The following is a 19,695-nucleotide window of genomic DNA, read 5'->3' as shown; positions in this document are numbered from 1 at the left end:
AGTGTCCATGCCAAAAAAAACAATTACGTTCATCGCGAGAATGGACGAATTTTTGCAATCCGTGGTCAGTCAATGCCACGAACTGGGGATATCTGAAGACATTCACGTGGAAGCGATCCGAGTGGACCAGCTTCCGTTTCGACCGATTACGCCGGGGGCGCTGGTGGTTTTGTCCACGAAAAGCATCGTCTCGCTTGTCGAGCCGTATTTGCCTGGCGATGCGAGCATTCTCGTCGCCAAGCGGATGCTGCCGTATCACAATTTGCGCGGCATGCTGGAGATTCCGAAAGGCGTCAAAGTGCTTTTGGTAAGCGATACCAAAGAAACCGCAGAGGAAAACGTTGATTTGCTGCGGGCGTCCGGCATGGATTTTGAGTTGTATCCGTACTATCCCGGAGCGGACTATCCGTCCGATATTGAAATTGCAGTTACGCCTGGCGAGCCTGAACATGTTCCGCCCGGCATTCGCAAAGTAGTCGACATCGGTTACCGCGTCATTGATTTATCGACCTGGATGGCGATCTACTCGCATTTTGGCAGTGGAAATTTCCAAAAGGTGACGGCGAGAGCGATGCAATCGTTGATTTACGTCACGAAAGAGCTGAACAACGAGATTCAGCACGCGCACCTTTTGAGCAAATACTTGGAAGCCATCGTCAACCGGATCGAGGATGCGATCATTGCGTTTGATGAGAAGGAATGGATTCGCTTCGTCAATCAAAAGGCAATCGAATCGTTGCATCTGGAGGGCAGGCAAGTGGTCGGAGAGCGTGCAGCCGACTGTCTTCCGCCGGACTTTTACGAGTTGATCCGGCAGTGTGAAGAGAATGAGGACGTTTTGGTAGATTGGGCGAACAAAACCTACTTTTTCCGCAAGATGCACATTGTCATGGAGGGCAGCTTTCTCGGAAGCTTGCTGTTGTTCCGCAAGGCGGCGGAGATCGAAAAGCTGGAGCACGACTACCGCATGCGCCTGTACAGCAAGGGGCTGGTTGCCAAATACCATTTTGATGATATCTACGGAGAAAGTCCTTCTGTGCAAAAAGTGATCCAGATTGCCAAGAAAATGGCCAGAAGCAATTCGACGGTGCTTTTGTTAGGCGAGACAGGAACAGGGAAGGAATTGCTCGCCCAGGCTATCCACAATGCCTCTCCGCGCAGGCGAGAGCCGTTTGTCGGCGTCAACTTCGCGGCTATCTCCGAATCGCTGTTGGAGAGCGAGCTTTTTGGTTACGAGGAAGGGGCGTTTACAGGGGCGCGAAAAGGCGGCCACATCGGCTGGTTCGAGCTTGCCCACAAAGGAACGATTTTTCTCGACGAGATTGGCGACGCCAGTGGCGCGATTCAAAATCGGTTGCTCCGGGTGTTGCAGGAGCGGCAAATCATGCGGGTAGGGGGCAACAAGGTCATTCCGACGGACATCCGCGTGGTCGCTGCCACCAATCAGGATTTGCAAAAGATGGTGACAGAAGGCTCTTTTCGCGCTGATCTGTACTATCGGCTGAACATCTTGCCGATTCACCTGCCGCCACTTCGCAAACGCCGGGAGGACATCCCGTGGCTCGCGCAGCAATTCGTGAAAAAATACTCGCTCGATTTGCGGCGTCCGCCTTTTACCTTGACCAGCGAGGCGATGAAGGCGCTGATGAACTACGATTGGCCGGGGAATATCCGCGAGCTGGAAAACGTCATCGAGTATTTGGCGCACGTCGCAGAGGAAGAGGCGTACGTGTATCAGTTGCCGTTTTGGAACGAGGCACCGGAAATGCCGCTTGTATCAGACGGGCAGGAAGAACGGTTTGAGTCGATCGCAAGCGAATACGTCAAGCGAGGCTTTTTGGAGGAGGTCTTCGCGATTTTGCAGGAGCTTGGAGCCGGGAGCGGCGGTCGCTACTCCTTGATGGAACAGCTTGGCGAGCGCGATGTGGCGATTTCGTCGCAGCAGCTGCGTTACCGTTTGAAACTGATGCAGCAAGATGAACTGATCCATGTGGGAAAAGGCAGACAAGGAAGTCATATTTCTGCGAAGGGAGAAGCGTTTCTGAGATTCCTTGCGCAGAGGAAAGCAGGTGGACACAGATGAGCGAATATTGGAAGAAGCAAGCTCTCCTGCAAAAAGAAGCGTTCGTGGACGAGCTGGTGGCGTTTCTTTCCATTAACAGTATCGAGGACATGACGACTGCGACAGAGGGCAAGCCGTTCGGACAAGGTGTCGCGGCCGCACTGGAAGCGATGCTTGAGCGCGGACAGCAGGACGGGTTTGCGACGAAAAACCTCGACGGCTACGCAGGAACGATTGAGTATGGCGACGGCGAAGAAGAGATCGGGGTGCTCGTCCACATCGACGTCGTGACGGTCGGAGAAGGCTGGACGACGCCTCCTTTTGAGCCGACGATTCGCGATGGGCGCATGTATGCCAGAGGAGCGCTCGACGACAAGGGACCGGCTCTTGCTGCTTACTATGCGCTCAGGCTGGTGAGAGACTCCGGGCTTGCTCTCTCCAAAAAGGTGCGTTTGATCATCGGAACTGATGAAGAGAGCGGCTGGCTGTGCATGAAGCATTTTGCCGAGCATGACCGGGTGCCGCCTGTCGGCTTTTCGCCAGATTCGGCTTTTCCGATGATTCATGCGGAAAAAGGCCAGATCAACCCGACGCTGACGATCGCTCCGACACAGCGGAGTGCGGACGCGGACCGGGGCTGGACGTTGCTTTCCTTTGTTTCCGGCGATCAGGGCAACAGTGTGCCGGACAAGGCGGAAGCGGTTGTCGAGCTGGGCGCACAAGCGAAAGCGAAGTTCGACTTCGCGCAGCTCGCTGCCGAGTGGGATGCCTTTTTGCAGGCAATGGGAACGAGCGGGCGGATCGAGCAAGTCGATTCAGACAAGCTGACATTCACCCTGGCAGGCAAGCCCGCACACGGAATGGCTCCACACGAGGGCGTGAATGCGGGAACGATGCTTGCCTGTTTCTTGCGGGAGCAATCGTTTGAAGGTTCCGCATCTTCGTTTCTTTCGCTCTTGTCAGATATTATTCACGAAGATTATTACGGGCACGAGCTTCATCTGGCTTGCGAAGACGAAGTATCCGGCAAGCTGACAGTCAATGCGGGAATTTTGCGCTACAGCGAAACGGACGGGGGAAGCGTTCGGCTGAACATCCGCTATCCTGCGACGATTTCCTGTGAGGAGTACGTGGAAAAGCTGAGGGCGCGCGTGGCGGAGCTGGGCTGGACAATCGCCAGTCTGCGCACGTCGAAGTCGCATTACGTTCCGGCCGATCATTCTGTCATTCAGACGTTGTCCAAGGTGTACGAGGAGCATACGGGCGAGCCGACTGCCCTGCTGTCATCCGGCGGTGCGACCTACGCCAAAATCATGCCGTACGGAGTCGCTTACGGGCCGCTTTTTCCAGGCAAGGAATCGACGGCGCACCTGGTGGACGAATATGTGGAAATCGACGACCTGCTGCGGGCGATGGCGATTTACGCCCACGCCATCTACGAGCTGGCCAAATAAACGAGGAGGAACTTCATGTCAAACTACCTGGTGAAACGCGTTTTGATGATGATCGTCACGCTGTGGATCATCGTGACGCTGACTTTTTCCTTGATGCATGCCATTCCGGGAAATCCGTTCGCCTCCGAGTCGGATCAGCTGCCGGAGCAAATTTTGAACAACTTGCGGGCCAAGTACAACCTCGATCAACCGCTGCCCGTCCAGTACGTGCTCTACTTGAAAAATTTATTGCTGCTCGACCTCGGCCCGTCCATCAAATCAGACTCGCGCGGCGTCAACGACATGATTTCCGACGGCTTCGGCGCGTCCGCCTGGCTGGGGGCGCAAGCAATTGCGATCGCCCTGGTGTTCGGGATCACCTTTGGTATCGTGGCAGCGCTCAACCGCAATAAATGGCTGGACTATGTCGCGATGGCGCTGGCCGTTCTCGGGGTAGCGATTCCGAGCTTCATTATGGCTCCGTTGCTGATCAACTTTTTTGCGATCAAGGTGTCGATTTTTCCGGTGGCAACGTGGGGCACATGGATGCACACGGTGCTGCCGTCACTCGCTCTCGCCTTCGGTCCGGTCGCCATCATCACGCGGTATATGCGGGCCAGCATGATTGAAGTGATGAATCAAAACTACATTCGCACGGCCGAGGCAAAAGGCATTCCGATGTTTTTGGTCGTGTTGCGCCACGGCATTCGCAACGCGATTTTGCCTGTCGTGACGTTTCTCGGTCCATTGATCGCCTCGCTGATCACGGGAACGTTTGTCGTCGAGAAAATTTTCGCGATTCCCGGCATCGGCAAATACTTCGTGGACGGTATTTTCAACCGTGATTATCCGGTTATTTTGGGTACGACGATTTTTTACAGCGCCATTTTGATCGTGACCATTTTCCTGATCGATATCGCGTATACGCTGATCGACCCGAGAATCAAGCTGACCAACAAGGAGAGATAGCCTGTGGCGATGGAACATAGAGTAGACCCGTTATTTCAGCCGCTGTCCAAAAAAGGGCAGGCCAACGTCATTTCCCGGCCGAGCCTGAGCAATGGGCAGCAAGTGATTCGCAAGTTGGCAAAAAACAAGCTGGCGATGCTCGGTTTGTTCATCATCACGGCACTGGTCGCGATGGCGATTATCGGACCGAACCTCGTGCCTTACAGTTACTCGGATCAGAGCTTGTTGACGAAAAATCAGGAAGTGTCGTCCGAGCACTGGTTTGGAACTGACGAGCTTGGCCGGGACATGTTTGCCAGAACGTGGTACGGCGCGAGAATCTCGTTGACCATCGGGGTGGTGGCGGCGCTCATCGACCTGGTGATCGGCGTAACTGTCGGCGGCATCGCTGGCTACATGGCAGGGCGCGGCAAGCGGGGGGATCGGATCGATACGATTATCATGCGCGTGATTGAAGTGTTGTACGGCTTGCCGTACTTGCTGGTCGTGATCTTGCTGATGGTCGTCATGGAGCCGGGCATATTGACGATTATTATTGCGCTGTCCGCTACGGGCTGGGTCGGCATGGCGCGGCTGGTGCGCGGACAAATTTTGCAGTTGAAAAACCAGGAGTTCATTTTGGCTGCGCAAGTGCTGGGAGCCAAATTCAACCGGATTTTGCTCAAACATCTGATCCCGAATACATTCGGCGTCATTATTGTCAATTTGACGTTTACGATTCCGTCCGCGATTTTTGCCGAGTCGTTCCTGAGCTTTCTCGGACTCGGCGTGCAAGCGCCTGTGGCGAGCTGGGGAACGATGACGAACGACGCTCTTGGCGTTATTTTGACCGGAGACTGGTGGCGGCTGTTTTTCCCGGCGCTCATGATCTCGCTGACGATGTTCGCTTTTAACGTATTTGGAGACGGTTTGCAGGATGCGCTTGACCCGCGCCTGCGCGACTGATGGGGGAGAGGGAGAAAATGACGAAAAATCAGCATTTGTTAGCAATCGACGAGCTGCGTGTCAACTTCAAGACCTACGGTGGCGAAGTGCAAGCGGTGCGCGGCGTCTCCTTTCACGTGGACAAGGGCGAGACGGTCGCGATTGTAGGGGAGAGCGGCTGCGGCAAAAGCGTCACCGCGCAGGCGATCATGGGGCTGATCCCCAACCCGCCTGGCAAAATCGTCGGGGGAAAGATCGTGTTTGACGGGCAGGACATCAGCGGGCTTTCCAAAAAGGAGCTGCTCGGCATTCGCGGAACGCAGATCGGGATGGTGTTCCAGGACCCGATGACCGCGCTCAACCCGACGATGAAGGTCGGAACGCAAATCGTAGAAGGATTTGTGCGCAGTCAAAAAGTGACGCGTGAAGAGGCGCGCCAGCGTGCCATCGAGATGCTCCGGCTGGTCGGCATACCAGACCCGGAAAAGCGGATCGATCAATACCCCCACCAGTTCAGCGGCGGGATGCGCCAGCGCGTCGTCATCGCGATTGCCCTTGCCTGCCAGCCGCGGCTCGTGATCGCCGATGAGCCGACGACAGCTTTGGACGTAACGATTCAGGCGCAAATTCTCGATTTGCTGAAGCGGCTGCAAGCAGAGCAGGAGCTTTCGGTTGTCATCATTACGCACGACCTCGGTGTCGTGGCGGAAATCGCCCATCGGATGGTCGTCATGTATGCAGGCATGGTTGTCGAGACAGGAACGGTCGAGGATGTGTTTGCCAACCCGCGCCATCCGTACACGTGGGGATTGATGCGCTCGCTGCCTCGTCTCGATGAGGGCGAGAAGCAGCGGCTCGTACCGATCGACGGCACGCCGCCGGACTTGTTCCAACCGCCAAAAGGCTGCCCGTTTGCGGCGCGTTGTGATTTTGCCATGGAAATATGCGATCAGCAAATGCCAGCCAAAAACGACTTCGGAGCGGGCCACGAGGCGGCTTGCTGGCTGCACGATCCAAGAGCGCCGCGCATCGATGAATTGGTTGCAGCAGGGAGGCAGGGAGTATGACAGAAGCGTTGGTTGATGTACGCGATTTGAAAAAGCATTTCTCCATGGGTCCCGGTTTTGATCTGAAAGCCGTGGACGGGGTGACTTTTACGATTCAAAAAGGCGAGACGCTTGGACTGGTAGGCGAGAGCGGCTGCGGCAAATCCACGCTGGGCCGCACGATTATCCGGCTGTATGAGAATACGGCTGGCGAGGTGCTGTTCAAAGGGAAGAACGTCCACCAGTTGCGCGGAAAAGAAGTGGGCCAGTTCAATCGGGATGTCCAGATGATTTTCCAGGACCCGCAGGCCAGCCTCAATCCGCGCATGACGGTAGAGGACATCATCGCGGAAGGTTTGGACATTCACGGACTCAGCAGAGGATCGCGCCGGGAGCGGGTCGCCGAGCTGTTGCAACTGGTCGGTCTGCATAAAGACCACGCCCAGCGGTTCCCGCACGAGTTCAGCGGAGGCCAGCGCCAACGGATCGGCATCGCCCGCGCCCTCGCTGTCGAACCGCAATTCATCATTGCCGACGAGCCGATTTCCGCTCTGGACGTCTCGATTCAGGCGCAGGTCGTCAATCTGCTGGAAGATTTGCAGCACGATCGCGGTCTTACGTATTTGTTCATCGCCCACGACTTGTCCATGGTCAAACACATTTCCAATCGCATCGGCGTGATGTACTTGGGCAAAATGGTCGAGCTGGCTGCCAGCAATGATTTGTACGCCCGTCCGTTGCATCCGTATACGCAGGCACTGCTCTCGTCTGTGCCTGTTCCCGACCCGACTGTCAAGCGCGAGCGAATCGTGCTTCAGGGCGATTTGCCAAGCCCGGCGAACAAGCCAAGCGGCTGCGGCTTCCGGACGCGCTGCCCGCTCGCCACTGCGCGCTGCGCCGAAGAAGAGCCGAAGTGGCTGGAGGCAGAGCGAGGACACTGGGTCGCCTGTCATTTGCTAGAAGCATAGGTACGGAAACAAAAGACGCCTTTTTCCAGGCGTCTTTTTGCGTTAGATGGCGGGTGGCGGCAGGTGATAGATAAAGGAGCGATGTTCGAGTCTGCCCGGTTCTGGCGCGATCCTTTGCCTAATCCCTTGGTCAATCCCTTGCAATCCGTGAATGTCCAAGCCTTCCTTCCGCGATGTCTCGTCATTTACAAGCAGTTGTGTTTTTACATATATTAGGAGTTGAGGTTTGGATGAGGTGTTTGCGAGATTGTGGGGAGAGGTTGTTCGGAAAGGGCGTGCGACGGTGAAAAAGAGAACGATGACTGCCATTCTAGTATTACTGGCTGTTGGGCTTGGCTTGACACTCGCTTTTATAAAAAGGCAGGAAGCATCTTTGGCGGATTCTTCCGGTTATTCATTGTCAAAAGTGTACAACTCCACCAGCGAGTTGGTCGATTTTTCCAATGTAATCCTCAAAGGAAAGATTTCCAAGGAACCGAGACAAGAGCAATTGGCCGAGCTCGTTTTTCATGTGTACGACGTCGAGGTAGAAAAGCTGTACGACAACCAGACCGAGCAAAATATCAAGGCTGGGGATACGGTTGAGGTTTACCGGATCATTGGGTACGCCCCAGGGGATATCCACGAGATGGCCAGTCTCGTCGCCCCCGAGTATCAACAGCTGGAGCAAGGGGAGTACCTGCTCTTTTTGAATAGCAGTTATGAGGAAGAAGGCGACAAGCACATCTTGATTCCCAATTCACCCGAGCAGCTTTACAAAGCGAAGGGAGCAGAAGGCTTTCCCTGGCTGAAGCCGGCAGGCGAACGCTTTGACAGTATTTCGCCGCAAGAGCAGCTGCCGACGATCTATGAATCCGATGTATTCCTGGCCATCGGCAAATCGTTGCTTATAAATAGTAGAAACAAGTAAGCACCAGCGAAAACACAATCAATCCGGTCCCGGAGGCGAGAAAGAGGGAAGTCGCCACCTTGATGACGGATTGTTTTTTTTGCGCAAAAACGGGATCGTCTCCTTGCACGAGATCGTTCTCCATCATGCGCGGCTTGCGAAAAAAGAAGCCTTTGAGCTGCTTGAAGCCGCGCATGAAAACGGTGAAGAAGCCGGAACGGGTAACGACGGCAGCACAGCCGACCATCAGCAAAATCAGCCCGAGCAGAAAGCTCTGATTGATATAAGGCAGCAAGGCAAGCGTCTCGGAGGTCACCCCGAGTACGAGGCTACAGGTGATTGCTAGGACCAGGATGATGGCAAACCAATTGTTCACAGTAGAAGCACGTCCTTTTTCGAGTCAGTCTTTTGCCAGCCAAGCCGGCAGTAGGTGCAAATCGACATTTTCAGAGAAAATCCTGTTCATTTGACTTTACCGCAAATGTTGAAAAATTGCCAATGGTGTCGAAAATGCAAATTTCAAGTAAATTCCTGTTGAACCATGTTTTGAAATTTAATATAATTCGCCTGAATGCAACAGGAATATTTTACTATTTTTGCTGTGAATTTCATACCTTTGCAAACTGTTGACAGGAGGGAGAGGTACCATTTTCATTGGGCAAATGACACAGCCGCAACCAACAAATCAATCCAGATAAGGAGTCACGTGAATGAACCAGGCCTTCATCCGTTTATTCAGTATGTTCCAAGCGTTCCTCCTGGTGTCGCTCCTGCTTTTGCAGCTCGTTCCCGCGCATGCGGCGGCGAGTGCGGACAGCAAGACGTACCTGATCGGCTTCAAAAAACAGGAACGCGCCAAGGTCCGAGCGATTCAGCGGTCATCGGTGGAGCCACTCACCGGACAAATCGTGGTCGCCGAACTGACCGAAAGCGAAAAACAGGCGATGCTGGAAGACGAAAATGTCGCCTACATCGAAGAAGACAGCGAAACCGAGCTGGCGGAAGCGAATCTCCCGCCAGGTCAAAGTCAGCAAGTGCCGTGGGGCGTCGAGCATATCGGTGCCGCCGCTGCGCACAGTCAGCAGTACAAAGGGCAACGCATCAAAATCGGGGTGCTGGATACGGGAATTTCCGCTCATCCAGACTTGGAGATCAAGGGCGGTGTGTCCTACATCGAAGGAGAGGACGATTTTGGCGACCAGCACGGCCACGGTACGGCTGTAGCGGGAGTCATTGCCGCTCGGGACAACGATTTTGGTATCGTCGGCGTCGCGCCGGAAGCGGAATTGTACGCGATTAAAGTGTTGGACAAAAAAGGCCACGGGACCTACTCCAGCATGATCCAGGGGATCGAATGGGCGATTCAAAACCGGATGAACATCCTCTCGATCAGCGCGGGCGGTTATGTAAACAGCCGCGCCTTGCACGACCAGATCAAACGGGCGAACGAGCACGGCATTCTGGTCATTGCGGCGGCGGGCAACCGGGGCTTGGGCGAAGAAACCGAGCTGTTTCCAGCCCAGTATGCGGAAACGATTTCGGTCGGCGCGGTTGACCGGGAAGACCAGCGCGCCGATTTTTCCAGTGTCGGAAAAGAGCTGGACCTCATGGCGCCAGGGGTGGATATCCGCAGTACCGCGCCTGGTGGCGATTTTCAGACGAGATCAGGCACTTCGCTCGCTGCTCCGCACGTAGCGGGGGCGGCGGCCGTGATTTGGTCGGCGAAAGGAAACATTTCTAGCGCTGAGCTGCGCGATCTGTTGACGAAAAGCGCTACGCCGCTGGGCGAGTCCCGTTTTTACGGCAAAGGGCTCGTCCATCTGGAAAAGGCGCTGGGTCAAGGGGAAAGTTCTGCGGAAATCGCAGCGCTTTTGCCTTCTGTTTCAGAACTCAAGCTGGCACAAGGGGAAAGCCATCCGCTCAAAGTCACAGCCAAGCGCACAGATGGTTCGGAGCAAGACGTGACCAAGCGGGTCAGCTATGCCGTGCAGGATGAGGCCATTGCCAAGGTAAGTGCAGCAGGACTTGTGAGTGCTGTCGGTCCGGGCGAAACCAAAGTAACCGGAGAGTTGGAAGGACATCACTTCGAGATTTCCGTTACGGTGACCCCGCCGGAACCGCTGCGTCCACTGGCAGGGCTGGATAGTCCGGAAAATGGCGAATGGACGAGCGGCCTGTTGAATGGAAAAGGGTGGTATCTCGATCCTGCGGGAGTGGCGAGCATTCGCATCCAAGTGGATGGGGCTGACGCAGGAGAAGCGCAGTACGGTCAGCCACGGCCGGATATCGCGGCGAAATATCCGGCGTATGGCAATCCAAACGCCGGGTTTACGTTCCAACTGGACACGCAAACACTAGCGAGCGGAGCGCATACACTGGCCGTTGTGATTGAGAATACGGCTGGCGAGAAAACGACCATCGCGGGCCGAGCCTTTTATGTCGGGGAAACGCCGTTGCCGGAGGGCTTGCAGGCGGATGTCCAGAAGCTGGAGCTGGCTCCGGGCGACAGCCACCCGTTGAAGATATCCGTCATTTTGGAGGATCGATCGGTCCAAGACGTGACGCAGCAGGCGACCTATGTTTCCTCTGACCCGGGAGTCGCTACCGTGAGCGAGACGGGAGTCGTGCAAGCGGTTGGAGTTGGCAGCACAAACCTTACCGTCACCTACGAAGCCAAGACGCTGGTCATCCCGGTACAGGTTCAAGTCAAGGAAGAAACACCGCTCCCTGCGCGCGGGGAAGTGGAGCACCCAGCAAACAACGCCACCGTAGCGGGTCAAGTGCTGGTGGAAGGCTGGTACTTGGACCCGGCCGGAGTGGCGAAAATCGAGGTGCAACTGGACGGAACGCGGCTGGGGGATGCGCAGTACGGGATTGTCCGTCGCGACATCGAAACAGCTTACCCGGACTACCGCAATCCGGCGGCAGGTTTTCAGTTCCATTTCCAGACAAGCGCTGGGCAAGAAGGAGCGCATGTATTGAAAGTAACGGCTGTCAGCAACGACGGCACGGAACATGTGCTGGCGGAGCGAGCTATCCTAGTTGAACAAGAACAGCCAACGACAAGCATCTCGGCTGCGCCTGAAAAAGTAGAGGTGGCTCGCGGGAAAACGCAACAGCTACGCATTTCGGCTGTCCTTTCCGATCAAGGGACAAAAGACGTGACCGCAGGAGCGACCTATACCGCAGAACATCCGCATGTGGCCAGTATTTCGCCAAGCGGAATGGTTACGGGATTAGAAGCCGGACAAACGACCATCACCGTCCACTACCAGGAACATGTGCTGACCGTTCCCGTAACGGTGCGGGAAGCGGCAGGCTTGATCCAAGGCGGCATCGATACCCCACCAGACAACGCGACCATTAGCGGCGTGTACCCGATTACGGGCTGGTATTTCCACTCGGGCGGAGTCGCCAAGGTAGAAGTGCTGGTAGACGGTGCCCTCCAAGGAGAAGCCGCCTACGGCATACCACGTCCAGAAGTAGAGATCACAGATGTTTCCTCGCCGAATCACGATATCGGCTATCAATTCGATCTCGATACAAGCAAGCTCCAGGAAGGAACGCATACGCTTTCCGTACGCGGAACGGGCCAAGACGGGACGCAGACGATGCTTGGGGAAAGAAAGATCCACGTCGTTCCGCTTTTGCCAGCGAAAAGCTTGCGGGCAGACCGCACTGAACTGAGCCTCGCAGAGGGAAAAACGCATCTACTCGTGATCAAGGCGATCTTGGAAGATCAGAGTGAGCATGACGTCACCAAGTTAGCTCGCTATATAGTGGATAATGCGTTAGTAGCGAAAGTAAACACAGATGGCCTCGTCACCGCCATTACACCTGGCACGGCAAACTTGACCATTACCTACGGACAGCAGAGCCTCCTTATCCCCATCACCGTTACGGAAGCCGGACCACTGTCCGCAATGGGCGAAATCGAGACGCCCGTCCAGGGAGCTGTCATCGAGGGCACAAGCACGATCGCCGGATGGTTTTTAGCAGCGACTCCTATTACGCGTTACGACGTTCTCGTAGACGGAACGAAGAAAGGCGAAGCAAAAGCAGGCATCGCTCGCCCGGATATCGCCTTGCTGCACCCGGATTATGCGAACAGCCACGCCGGTTTCAGCCTGACGCTGGAGGGATCCGACCTGTCAGCCGGGGAGCATACCGTTGCCGTGGTGGCCATCGACGGAGAAGGCAAGTCGCATCCGTTGCCAGAAAAACGTTTTGTCATCGGGAAACAACCCCCGATCCTTCGTTTGCAGCCACAAGAGCCAACCGTCACCTTGCCGAAAGATTCCAGCAAAAAGCTGACCATCTCCGCGCTACTGACGGAGCAAACGACCAAAGAGATCACAGGAGAAGCACAGTACACGGCAGAAAAAGCCGAAATCATCCACATCAGCCCTCTCGGTGTGGTAACGGGGCTGCAAGTCGGCCAGACCAACGTAGTCGCAAGCTACGGCGGGCAATCTGTTACCATCCCGATCACCGTGACGGAGACAGAAGCCGGGTCCACGCAGCCAAAAGGGCAATTAGAGCTGCCATTTGACCGCGCTGTCATCGGTGGCGTGACCACCGTCCAAGGCTGGCTGCTCGACCCGTCTGGCATCGCCAAAGTCGAGGTACTCGTGGATGGACAAGCTGTGGGCACCGCCGAATACGGCGAACCTCGCCCGGATATTGCGGCGCTGTATCCGCATTACCGCCAGGCAAACGCCGGGTTCCGCTACCAATGGGACACGCTTCCGTTCGCCGAAGGCACGCACAAGCTGACCATCCGCGCCACGAATCAGACGGGACAGGAAAGCCTTGTGCTGGAAAGAGACGTGGTCATTGGTCCCGTTGCCAAACTGACCGCCAATCTCACCTCGATCGCGCTGGAAAAAGACAAGACCGTGACCTTCCAACTGACCGCCACCCATCGTGACAACAGCACAAAAGACGTCACCGCCGAAGCGACGTACGCGTTTGAGAACCCGGCCCTCACCAAAATCGAGGCGTCGACAGGCTTGATCACGGGCCTGATGCCAGGAAACACGCATCTGCGCGTATCGTATGCCGGAATCGTGCAGACGTATCCGGTGCAGGTCCAAGGAGACGGACCGAGCCACGGTGGAGAAATCGACACGCCGTCAGACAACGAAGTCATCAGCGGAAACTACCTCGTCACGGGTTGGTTCCTCCCCGAGGGCGAGTTGGACAAAATCGAGGTGCTGCTGGACGAAACCGTTTTGGGCGAGGCGTTGTACGGCACCGAGCGCCCCGATGTGCTGCGCACGTACCCGGGCAGCCAAGGCGCGAAGCCAGGCTTTTCCTACGGGCTGCGTGCAGAGGAGCAGCCAAAGGGAACGCACAAGCTGACCGTTCGGGTTACCGAAAAAGACGGAAAACAAACCAACCTGGAGAGAACCGTCACGATTGTCGAGGCGATCACCGAAGAAAATCGCTACTGGCTGCAATTTTCCAAGGAACAGGGCAAACACAACTGGTCCTATTTGGAGGCCAAGGAAGAGCGCTACACCGAGCTTATGTGGAACCAGGAAAGCGAGCAGTGGAAAAGCCCGCAAGGCGAGACGATCATCGGGAATACGTGGATGCACATCGGCGGCTCCGATCCGGTCATTCGCTGGGAAGCGCCGCGTTCCGGGAAGATTCACGTCGGCGGCTGGGCGTCCATGCTCGAAGGAAGCGAAGGAGACGGCGTTAACCTCCGCCTTTTGAAAAACGATACCCAAATCTGGCCGTCGGCAGGCTGGCAGTCCATTGCGTTCAACGATCAGATTGGGGTGGAGCTAGCGCAAGAGCTGGAAGTTGAGGCAGGAGACAAGCTGTATTTCCAGGCGCAGGCCAAAGAAACCGAGGTGGGGGATTCATTCAAATGGACCCCGGAGATTGACTATCTCTCCACGAACATCCCGGATCATGCCGCGCCGCGTGTGTACGTCACCACCCCCGTTACGGGAAAAGTCATCGATCAGGTGAACGGACAGGATGTGATCCCCCTTTCCGGTTGGGTCATGGACCCGAATCTGGGGGATCGCGTCAGCCTCTGGTATCAAATCGACGAAGGGGAAGTGCACCAGATCGCTTCGTTCTTGGCGTCAGAAAACGCCTCCGCCTTTTTGCACCATGCTCCGGTGCAAGACCTGAAGCCAGACGACGTATACTCCCTGAAAGTCTGGGCCACCGATCAGAAGCAAGGCCTGTCTCCCGTGCAGCAGGTGGACTTCACCCTGGATATGCGCGCGCAGGCCAAGGAAAAAGACCCGATCGATGTCGGGGCCACATGGAATAGTCCAGCCAATAACGCGGAGATTAACTTGGGAGAACGGGTGATCCTCACTTGGGATTACTCGACAAGCTATGGCTCCTACTTGGACAAAATAACGGGCCAAGAATTGACGATTTACATTTCCGAGGCGGGTCATGTCACTTCCACCGTTAAGGAAAAACTGTCGGCGAATACCCGCTCCTATGAGTTGAATACTTCCACCATTTCCAAAAGCGCCAACGTGGAAGCGCGGCTGCGCACTATTTTGAGCAGCAACGTGCCCGCATACGTCAGCGGCACCACCGTCAAACGGTTTTTCAAAATCCTGAACGGCAACCAAGCTCCGGTTTTGGAAAGCACGGAACTCATCGTCATTTACGGAGGGAAGACCGGACAAATCAGCTTCACGATTGCGGATAAGGATGCTACGGACAAACTGGTAGCACGGAAAATTCGGATTGGCTGGACACCGGGTGGAAATGAGGTAAGAGAGACGATGGAGGGTATTTATGAGGTGGATCAAGGGCGAAAATTCACAGGTCGCTACCAATTTCCCATCACCAAAGACATGCTGTTTCGGACCATCTATTGGACCGCACAGGCCCAAGATAACCGCGGAGCCTGGTCGGAGCCGCAAGTCTACTCGGCTCGTCTGGTGGATCACCTCCCAGAGCTGGCAGTCTACACCCCTACAGAGAAGCGCATTATCGACTTGAAGGAAACCTTTACCCTGGACGGCACGTACAGCCGCTTGCAGGCAGGAGACACGCTCACAGGAACGATTTATCCGGCGACGTATGCCAGGAAAACGACGACCACGACTGGTTCAGCTGGTTATTGGAGTATGAGCTGGCTGGGCCAGGAGCTGGGTGAAGGTACGTATACGAATACGGAGGTACGCAGCGCAAGCGGTCGAGCCGCTTCTTACAGCGGAGTCCTGGTCGTCGAACGGAAACCGGGAGCGCCGGTCATTGTCAAGACCGAGCCGACCAAGAACGCCATCACGGTGTACTGGAACCCGAGCCCCGGAGCCAGCACCTACCAGATCCGCTTGGATAACCATCCTCTGGCGCGAGATGTAGGGAACGTCACCAGCTACACGTTCTCCGGCCTCCAGCCAGGCCGCGCCTATACGATCATGCTGTGGGCCTACAGCCCATCCGGAATCAGCAGCTACCCGGCTTCGATTTCCGTGGAGACGCTGCCTGCGGAGGAAAACTTCACGTTGTTGCAGGAAAACAGCCCGATTCGTATGTACTACCCGGCGGAGCAGGCGAAATATTTCAAGCTCACCGCCAAAACGAGCGGCACGTACCAGTTTACGTTGACCAACGATTCCAGTTCCCTCGCCGCAGGGAAAATCGCGGTGTTCCGCAGCGCGTCTCTGCAAACGCCGGACCAAATCGCTTCCGGTGAAAACGGGAGTGTCAGCGCGGCGCTGGTCGCAGGCAAAACGTACTATCTGTCCGTCCAGTCCCGCAGCTCCTTGTACGCGACGCTCCTGGCCAAGGCGAGCGGAGAAGCGATTGTGTTCAACCAGGCCAAGGAACTCACGATTCCGGCCGGGCAATCGGTCGAGCTGTCCATGAATGCGCTGATTCCTGGAACCTACCGCACCGTGGTCCAGCTGAAAAATCCAAGCAACAAATACCCGACGGTCGCTGTGCTGTCCAACGGCACGCTCGTCAGTCCGAAGCAAAAGCCAAGCGAGGCCGAGGCCGTGTACGAGCTGGCATCCGGCAGCTACACCGTCCGGCTGACCAACAACGACACCACTGCGCTTAGCCTGTCGTTTACCGTCTTTGCTCCACTGGCAGGAGGCACGCTGTATGAATACGTCTACGATGCCAACAACCGGATCACGGCGATCAAGGAAAACGGCGCCAACAGCGTCACTTTCACCCACGATGAGAACGGAAACTTGCTCAAAAGCGTCAAGCAAGCCGTTTCGCCTCAGCCAAAGGCAATCGCATTAAAGCTCGGTTCGGACAAAGTGGATGTGTCCTCCGGCGGCTCGGCGTCCATCCAGGTAACCGCAACGCTGGAAAATGGCAGTCAGGTGGACGTCACCTCACAAGTGACGGTCATCGTGGAAAATCCATCCGTGGCGTACATCAGCAACGGGCGCGTCTACGCCGTCAACGGCGGGACCACCCAGGCACGGCTGTACTATGGCGGACAAACGAAGACACTCACGATTACCGTAAGCGCTCCGGCGATCTCTTTGTCGTCCATCAGCCTGAGCCCGGCGCAAACGACCCTGGCAGAAGGACAAATCCAGCGCGTGTACGCCACCGCCTACTACACCGATGGCAGCAGCAAAGACATCAACAGCGTCGCCAGCTTTTCTTCCTCCAGCCCATCCGTGGCCCAGGTGAGTAGCCAGGGCGTCGTGACCGGGATCGCCCCAGGAACCGCGACGATTACGGCTTCCTATAACGGCAAAAGCGCTTCTGCTCAAGTAACGGTGCAGGGAGCTTACTTGCTGGGGCTGAAAGCCAGTCCCGCGCAGCTTTCGCTGGCAGCCGGAAACAAGGGACAACTGAGCATCTACGCGCAGTATCCCAACGGAGTCGAGGAAAACGTTTCGGCCAAAGCCCAATACACCAGCGGCAACCCTGCGATTGCCTCGGTCGATGGCATGGGAGGCGTGGTGGCAACTGCCGCCGGAACGACAACCATCCAGGTCACCTACGGAGCGAAGACCCTTTCCGTTCCCGTCACGGTGACAGGAAATGTCGTCACCTTGCAGACCATCTCGGTTCGTCCGGAGTCCGTCAGCGTGAAAAAGGGTGCAACTCAGCAACTGGAAGTCAAAGCAACGTATAGCGATAACAAGGTGACCGATGTGACCAGCCAAGCCACCTACCAAATCGCCCAACCCGCGATTGCCACGGTTTCAGCGACTGGATTGATTACGGGAGTGGCAGTAGGCTCCACGACGATTACGATTACGTTTGGCGGCAAAACCGTCTCGGTGCCTGTACAGGTCACAGAAGCTCAGGAGCCGGTGCAGAGTCTGACCGTCACGCCTGTCAAACTGGATCTTCTGGTAGGCAAAACGCAAACCTTGCAAGTAACGGCCACCTACCAAGACGGCAAAACGGCAGACGTATCCAAGCAAGTTACGTACTTGTCGCAAGATCCAGCCACAGCAACCGTCCAGCCTGACGGACTCGTCACCGCTGTCAAGGCCGGAAGTACGAGTCTCACTGTGACGTATGAAGGCGTGAGCGTCAACGTACCCGTTGTCGTCACGGCGGAGAACGCGGTAGTGGACATCAAGATCGTTCCGGAAGCCATTACCTTGCTGGAACATGCGACGAAGCAGCTCGCAGTCAAGGCTGTACACGCAGATGGAACAGAGTCCGACATTACCGACAAGGCCCAGTACACTGTCGATGACCCGTCCATCGCATCGGTAAGTACGGGCGGTTTGCTGACAGCTAAAAAAGCAGGAACGGCGACGCTTACCGCAGCATTTTCCGGCAAGCAGCGGAGCGTGGCGGTGAAAGTGAGTGACCCTGGCGTCCAATTGCAAAGTTTGTCTGCCGGAATGGCATATACACAGATTTTGCGAGCGGATGGAAGCCTTTGGGCAACCGGACAAAATGAGCACGGGCAGCTAGGGAATGGAACGATGCAAAATCAGACGACACCTGTTCCGGTTATGGTGGATGTCGTCGTTACACAACTGGAGACAACGGCGAATCTCGTAGAAATGAATGCGTACGAGAGTAAGCCATTAAAGGTGACAGCCACGTATGCAAATGGCCATGCGCAAGATGTTACCGATCAAGTCGTATATGAAAGCAGCCAGCCAGAGATTCTCCAAGTCGACCAGCATGGAGTCATGACATCCGGCGAAATGGGAGGGAAAGCGAGCGTTGTCATTCGTTATTACGATCAACAACTGACCATTCCTGTGCAAGTCAAAGGGATTCCAAGAAGTGTTCAGTACATCTCGGCAGGAATGAATTACACGCTGATCATGACAGATGACGGAAGCTTCTGGGCGACCGGACAAAACGAGAGTGGGCAGTTGGGAGATGGAACCATGCAAAATCGGAATAGCCCGATTAAAATCATCGGTCAGGAACCTGGGAGGGTAACAAAATGATCTGGAATAACCACAGCATCCGAAAAATAATGTGCTCTTTCATCATTGTACTGACCGTATTTGGCTTACTGGAAGAAAGGGCTCATGCCGACAGTAAGGTCAAATCAAGTGCGGCCGGGAAGTACCACACCCTCCTTTTAAAAGAGGATGGAACCGTGTGGTCTTGGGGCCTAAACGATGATGGACAATTGGGCGATGGAACGAAGATCGCCAAAACGACCCCGGTTCAAGTAGCTGGACTCACTGACATGGTAGGCATTGCTGCCGGAGCCAATTTCAGCCTGGCTTTAAAAAACGATGGAACGGTTTGGGGATGGGGCTTTAATCGGGACGGTCAATTGGGCGATGCTAACAAACAGCCTAAAGTAGTACCTGCACAAATAGCTGGTTTGTCCAATGTGACGGCGATTGCGGCTGGCGAGGTGTATGCACTGGCATTGACACGCGATGGAACGGTCTTCATGTGGGGAGTCAATATGGGCAATTTCACAAAAAATCGAACACCAGTGAAAGTCGAAGGTCTAGCCGAGATCAAGAGTATTAAGGCAGGAGCCACTCACAGTTTGGCTCTCAAAAGTGACAATACCATGTATTCATGGGGAGCCAACGATTTTGGACAGCTCGGTCATGGTAACCTGACCCCCAGTGGCACCCCACAAAAAATTGAATCTCTTACCCAAATTGCTGAGATCGAGACAAATGCCTTGAGCAGTTACGCTATTGATTTGGAGGGCCGGGTTTTTGTCTGGGGAGCCAATGCTTCCGGTCAACTGGGAAATGGAACAACAGACGAGCAGACAAAACCTGTCCTCATTCCAGAACTGACTTCCATCAAGAAGATTTTTACGGGAACTTTTGCAGCACACGTTTTTGCGTTGACGAACGATGGAACCGTTCTAGGCTGGGGAGCTAATGAGAACGGGCAACTTGGCAACGGCACAACTACCCCTAGTTACAAACCAATTCCGATTACATGGTTCCCCTAACCAACACCAATCCCCCCTTCTCAC

Annotated in this window: 10 protein-coding genes; 9 read left to right on the top strand and 1 reads right to left on the bottom strand. The window is 55.4% G+C overall.

From position 1 onward, the window contains the following. The first annotated feature begins 7 nt into the window (after positions 1 to 7). The 7 genes from IRJ17_RS23740 (at position 8) to IRJ17_RS23710 (ending at position 8,312) form a co-directional block, all read left to right on the top strand. Entirely contained in the window at positions 8 to 2,083 is a 2,076-nt protein-coding gene (locus IRJ17_RS23740) for a sigma-54 interaction domain-containing protein (protein ID WP_173596267.1), read from the top strand. Beyond that, entirely contained in the window at positions 2,080 to 3,516 is a 1,437-nt protein-coding gene (pepV, locus tag IRJ17_RS23735; RefSeq protein ID WP_242772070.1) for a dipeptidase PepV, read from the top strand. The genes IRJ17_RS23740 and pepV overlap by 4 nt, the downstream gene beginning before the upstream one ends. Before the next feature lie 15 nt (positions 3,517 to 3,531). Beyond that, complete coding sequence (locus IRJ17_RS23730; RefSeq protein WP_063227133.1) at positions 3,532 to 4,464, top strand: ABC transporter permease; 933 nt, start codon at positions 3,532 to 3,534, stop codon at positions 4,462 to 4,464. A gap of 9 nt (positions 4,465 to 4,473) precedes the next feature. Continuing rightward, the gene (locus IRJ17_RS23725) at positions 4,474 to 5,409 is read left to right on the top strand and encodes an ABC transporter permease (protein ID WP_167470244.1); all 936 of its coding nucleotides are present in this window, start codon (positions 4,474 to 4,476) and stop codon (positions 5,407 to 5,409) included. A 17-nt stretch (positions 5,410 to 5,426) separates the two neighbouring features. Next, a complete protein-coding gene (locus IRJ17_RS23720) occupies positions 5,427 to 6,455 on the top strand; it encodes an ABC transporter ATP-binding protein (RefSeq protein WP_122963237.1) in 1,029 nt (342 codons plus the stop codon). Continuing rightward, positions 6,452 to 7,402: an ABC transporter ATP-binding protein gene (locus IRJ17_RS23715; protein ID WP_122963238.1), complete on the top strand. Its 951-nt coding sequence runs from the start codon at positions 6,452 to 6,454 to the stop codon at positions 7,400 to 7,402. The genes IRJ17_RS23720 and IRJ17_RS23715 overlap by 4 nt, the downstream gene beginning before the upstream one ends. Positions 7,403 to 7,637: 235 nt before the next feature. After that, entirely contained in the window at positions 7,638 to 8,312 is a 675-nt protein-coding gene (locus tag IRJ17_RS23710; RefSeq protein ID WP_242775321.1) for a hypothetical protein, read from the top strand. Here the strand turns inward: IRJ17_RS23710 and IRJ17_RS23705 are convergent. Then, on the bottom strand, positions 8,290 to 8,667 hold the full coding sequence (locus IRJ17_RS23705; protein WP_242772068.1) for a DUF3899 domain-containing protein: 378 nt from the start codon (positions 8,665 to 8,667) through the stop codon (positions 8,290 to 8,292). The genes IRJ17_RS23710 and IRJ17_RS23705 overlap by 23 nt on opposite strands. A 334-nt stretch (positions 8,668 to 9,001) precedes the next feature. On the opposite strand from IRJ17_RS23705, the gene IRJ17_RS23700 reads away from it, so the two are divergent. Both IRJ17_RS23700 and IRJ17_RS23695 read left to right on the top strand, forming a co-directional pair. Further along, positions 9,002 to 18,685, top strand: a complete 9,684-nt coding sequence (locus IRJ17_RS23700) for an Ig-like domain-containing protein (protein WP_242772066.1) — start codon at positions 9,002 to 9,004, stop codon at positions 18,683 to 18,685. Next, a complete protein-coding gene (locus tag IRJ17_RS23695; protein ID WP_242772064.1) occupies positions 18,682 to 19,671 on the top strand; it encodes an RCC1 domain-containing protein in 990 nt (329 codons plus the stop codon). Before IRJ17_RS23700 ends, IRJ17_RS23695 begins: the two co-directional genes overlap by 4 nt. Positions 19,672 to 19,695 lie beyond the last annotated feature (24 nt).

It is taken from the genome of Brevibacillus parabrevis (assembly GCF_022701015.1).
GTDB classification, from domain to species: Bacteria; Bacillota; Bacilli; order Brevibacillales; family Brevibacillaceae; genus Brevibacillus; species Brevibacillus parabrevis.
Note: the sequence above shows the minus strand (reverse complement) of the source record. Positions and strands in the feature narration are given on the sequence as shown.

Coding starts and splice junctions, on each gene's coding strand:
- IRJ17_RS23720 (WP_122963237.1), top strand. CDS start 5,427: ATGACGAAAAATCAGCATTTGTTAGCAATCGACGAGCTGCGTGTCAAC.
- pepV (WP_242772070.1), top strand. CDS start 2,080: ATGAGCGAATATTGGAAGAAGCAAGCTCTCCTGCAAAAAGAAGCGTTC.
- IRJ17_RS23730 (WP_063227133.1), top strand. CDS start 3,532: ATGTCAAACTACCTGGTGAAACGCGTTTTGATGATGATCGTCACGCTG.
- IRJ17_RS23695 (WP_242772064.1), top strand. CDS start 18,682: ATGATCTGGAATAACCACAGCATCCGAAAAATAATGTGCTCTTTCATC.
- IRJ17_RS23715 (WP_122963238.1), top strand. CDS start 6,452: ATGACAGAAGCGTTGGTTGATGTACGCGATTTGAAAAAGCATTTCTCC.
- IRJ17_RS23740 (WP_173596267.1), top strand. CDS start 8: ATGCCAAAAAAAACAATTACGTTCATCGCGAGAATGGACGAATTTTTG.
- IRJ17_RS23725 (WP_167470244.1), top strand. CDS start 4,474: ATGGAACATAGAGTAGACCCGTTATTTCAGCCGCTGTCCAAAAAAGGG.
- IRJ17_RS23700 (WP_242772066.1), top strand. CDS start 9,002: ATGAACCAGGCCTTCATCCGTTTATTCAGTATGTTCCAAGCGTTCCTC.